Origin of the sequence: uncultured Ligilactobacillus sp. (assembly GCF_948826705.1) — a bacterium.
Taxonomy (GTDB): Bacteria; Bacillota; Bacilli; order Lactobacillales; family Lactobacillaceae; genus Ligilactobacillus.
Map to the genome: position 1 here is coordinate 1 of NZ_CAQLEL010000068.1, position 3117 is coordinate 3117.

The window sequence follows — 3117 nt, forward strand, 5'->3', positions numbered from 1 at the left end:
ACTTGCTTAGTACCTTCGTGGTAAATGATTTCACGCTCCAAGTAGCCACACTCCTCTAACGTACTGATCCAGCGTGAAATAGTTCCGTTATCAACCTCATATAGTTTGGCAAAATAACCGTTGCTAGCATGACAGTAGCCATCTTTGTTGCTTAATGCCGTGATCTCACTGTATAACTCTCTTGCATTAGGTTTGCCCAATCTTCGATCATATCTAACATCCGCTGTTAAAATTGAGAAATAACTTGGCTTTTCCATACTTACGGCCTCCTTAAATTTATCGGGCCTCTCACCCGTTTGGCATTAACGTTTACTGACGCTCGTTGTTAGATCTTGCTCTTGATCATCAAGTGATAGTGCTGTTCTTCGATCTCTTTCAAGATCGCTTTTAGCTCTTCGTGACTCAAGCCAGACTCAACTGCAGCACCTAAAACAAAGTCGATCAATACATCTTTTACTGTTGGTTTCATCTGATCTCCTTAGTAAATTTCAATATCACTTGCATGGATCGGTAATTCGATCTTTTTAGTAAGTCTGCAATATTCGCAATGCTCACACCTTGTTGGCTCTTCTTCGCCACTCATCACTCTTTGAATATGCTCTTGGTTTTCTTCGATCATTCGCATCGCATCTTCCATGTAGATCGCATCTTGATCGCCATTGAAGTCGATCGCTTCTTTATCTGGCGGTGTCTGCTTGCTGACTGCAAAGATAAATGGTTGACAGCCTACTCCAAAAGTCTGTTTGATCAGTTCGATGTATACAGCCATCTGCATGTAATAACCACGATCAGCGATAAAGTTGTCGTACTTGTTATAAGTGCTTGACCAATGCTTTTTATGAATATCATCTACTGTCTTAAGATCACAGAAATACAATTGATCCAAGTTCAAACTATCGATCTTGCCTTTCCATTTGTAACCGTAAATATCACCTGTGACGATCACTTCTTTTTGTCCTGGTTCATATAGTGCCTTAAATACTGTTTCATCTTTCAAAGCATTTATCATCGCATCAGCTGTCTTAAAGTCTGATTTAAGATGTCCGTATGGTTCTTTTTTATTAGGCTTGGTCATTAATGCACTACCTTTGTCAGCAATAAATTTCTGATGTGCTTCTTTACTTTCAAAATAGCTATGCACATAATTACCCACTGAAAGCGCTGTAGTCTCTTCTCGTTGCCACTCGCCTTTCATAGTAGCTAGCGCAGCCGCTTCACACTGCATAAAGTCTTTAAACAGTGATACACTCATATAATGCTGGCTTGCTTCTGAACTGTAGTAGTTTTCTTCTGTTAGTTCAAACTTATTCATTTACCGGCTCACCCCAATGGTTAAGTAACTCCGTTTGTTCTTCGCCTGAAGTCTCATTTGCCACTGCCTTGATGATCTCTTTTACATCTTCTGGCTTTTCATCTGTAGTCGGCTGTTCTTTATCTTTTTCTACCGCTTTAATTGGTGTTGGCTTTTTTGCCTTTTTAGAGGCTGTTTTAGCCGTTGTTTTCTTTTCCTGGGTATTTTCCTTAGTAACTTCTTCAACAGGCTCCTGTGGCGATTCCAGTGCTTGATTAAACAAATCTTCAGCCTGTTTGCTTTTAGTAGTTTCTTCAGCTTCAATATTTACAGGTTCTGGATCGATTTCATCTTTTGCAGCCGCTTCTGCTAACTGCGTTGACATTGGCCCCCACTTCGTAAGTAGGTCTTTAAGCACCGTTTTCTTAGCCATAGCGTCAAAATCAGTAGCCCAAGGTGAATTACCTCCAGCTTTTGAAAAACGCTGTCTATGAGCTTCTATTTGCTCTCTAGTCCAGTACACTGTTTTCTCAAATCCATTTAACAGTTTGAAATACCCAATATATCCAATGACCGTATCAGATACTCGTTTTGTCGGATCAAATCCTACTTCTTCAGTAAGCGGGTTCCAACTCGTGAGCTCACCTTCGTGGACTGTAACAGCATTCATCGCTCTGTATTGACCACTTCGTTGCGCTAACTGGATATAACCCTTATATCCGATCTGGGCTTGCGCTTTGCCCTTGTATGGTACAAGCCACACATAGCCCAAGTTTTGATCAATAGGCAGGTCTAATGTCGCAGCTACCATCGCTGATTGAATAACTGACATTTGATCTACATTTGCTAGTGATCGATTGCTGTTTACAATACTTACGATCGATGTTGCAAATTGTGGGGCACGTTCGTGTAATACGTTTGCGATCATACCTTTTACTTTGTCGTTTTGTACCAGCTGCTTAACTGGTACCTTAGCTAATTGGTTATTCATCTATTCTTCCTCCTGTAATGCTGAAAAATGGCCTAAATATTCTTTGGCTACTTCAAACGCTTCTTCGTCATCATCTTCCATCTGCGCTTTATTAATCTTAAATAGCACAGTTGTAAGCTCATCACGTACATAGCCGATAACATCAGCTTTTGTCTGACGCGACAGTTCTGTACCGTCCCATTCTGTGATCATGTATAACTGTTCATCATCTGGACGATAGCAACTGTTTGGATCTTTTTGCGTATTGATTGCGTCGATTTTATCTGTTCTCATTGCTTGCCACCCACTTTGCCAAAGTGTAAAAAGACATGTTCCAGCGTTCCTAGTGGCGCACGTTCTAAAGCAGCTAGGATCAAATGGGCTGCTACAATATGATTTTCTGGCATTGAAAGTCCGAAACCTTCGTCGTCTTCTGCAACTATCAATGTATTTTTAAAGCCGTAATACTCTAATGCACCATCAGCAAGTTGCAATGTAAGTTCACGATCTTTAGCCTTTGTGGGTTTATCTTCGGTAAGTTTTTCTTGTAGTGTCTCTGCATCTAACCCAAAAAGCCCTTGTGCTAATTCTTCAAAATCTTTGTCATTCATGTTGTTTTCTCCTTCGATATGTTAAAATGTAACCGTAAATATTTTTTGTTTGGGTCGCACTGCCATGCGATCCTTTTTTCATGGCTTGAAAAACCAATCAAGCCCTTTGGTCCACGCTTCATCTCGCATACCAGCGACCACTAACGTGATTAGTGCTAGGACGCCAGCCCAGCCAACCACCCATTCTTCGTGTGGTAAGAATCCAGCTAGCATGATGCCTGCTAATACTGCTAAGATGTAGCTAC

General features: G+C 40.9%; 6 protein-coding genes. All 6 read right to left on the reverse strand.

The window, feature by feature from the left end; genetic code table 11:
- Positions 1-257: helix-turn-helix domain-containing protein (locus Q9Q35_RS04050; protein ID WP_304652248.1), on the reverse strand; the 257-nt coding region annotated here is incomplete at its 3' end.
- A 68-nt stretch (positions 258-325) separates the two neighbouring features.
- Positions 326-469: a hypothetical protein gene (locus Q9Q35_RS04055; protein WP_162626390.1), complete on the reverse strand. Its 144-nt coding sequence runs from the start codon at positions 467-469 to the stop codon at positions 326-328.
- Positions 470-478: 9 nt separating this feature from the next.
- Complete coding sequence (locus Q9Q35_RS04060; protein WP_112195531.1) at positions 479-1312, reverse strand: PD-(D/E)XK nuclease-like domain-containing protein; 834 nt, start codon at positions 1310-1312, stop codon at positions 479-481.
- Positions 1305-2282, reverse strand: a complete 978-nt coding sequence (locus Q9Q35_RS04065) for a recombinase RecT (RefSeq protein WP_112195533.1) — start codon at positions 2280-2282, stop codon at positions 1305-1307. Before Q9Q35_RS04065 ends, Q9Q35_RS04060 begins: the two co-directional genes overlap by 8 nt.
- Positions 2283-2555 carry a hypothetical protein gene (locus Q9Q35_RS04070; protein ID WP_112195535.1) on the reverse strand — a complete coding sequence of 91 codons (273 nt, stop codon included), beginning with the start codon at positions 2553-2555 and terminating at the stop codon, positions 2283-2285.
- Positions 2552-2872 carry a hypothetical protein gene (locus Q9Q35_RS04075; RefSeq protein ID WP_112195537.1) on the reverse strand — a complete coding sequence of 107 codons (321 nt, stop codon included), beginning with the start codon at positions 2870-2872 and terminating at the stop codon, positions 2552-2554. Before Q9Q35_RS04075 ends, Q9Q35_RS04070 begins: the two co-directional genes overlap by 4 nt.
- Positions 2873-3117 lie beyond the last annotated feature (245 nt).

Excerpts from the sequence above, each read along its gene's own strand:
- Q9Q35_RS04070 (WP_112195535.1), bottom strand. The coding sequence starts at position 2,555 with ATGAGAACAGATAAAATCGACGCAATCAATACGCAAAAAGATCCAAAC.
- Q9Q35_RS04055 (WP_162626390.1), bottom strand. The coding sequence starts at position 469 with ATGAAACCAACAGTAAAAGATGTATTGATCGACTTTGTTTTAGGTGCT.
- Q9Q35_RS04060 (WP_112195531.1), bottom strand. The coding sequence starts at position 1,312 with ATGAATAAGTTTGAACTAACAGAAGAAAACTACTACAGTTCAGAAGCA.
- Q9Q35_RS04065 (WP_112195533.1), bottom strand. The coding sequence starts at position 2,282 with ATGAATAACCAATTAGCTAAGGTACCAGTTAAGCAGCTGGTACAAAAC.
- Q9Q35_RS04075 (WP_112195537.1), bottom strand. The coding sequence starts at position 2,872 with ATGAATGACAAAGATTTTGAAGAATTAGCACAAGGGCTTTTTGGGTTA.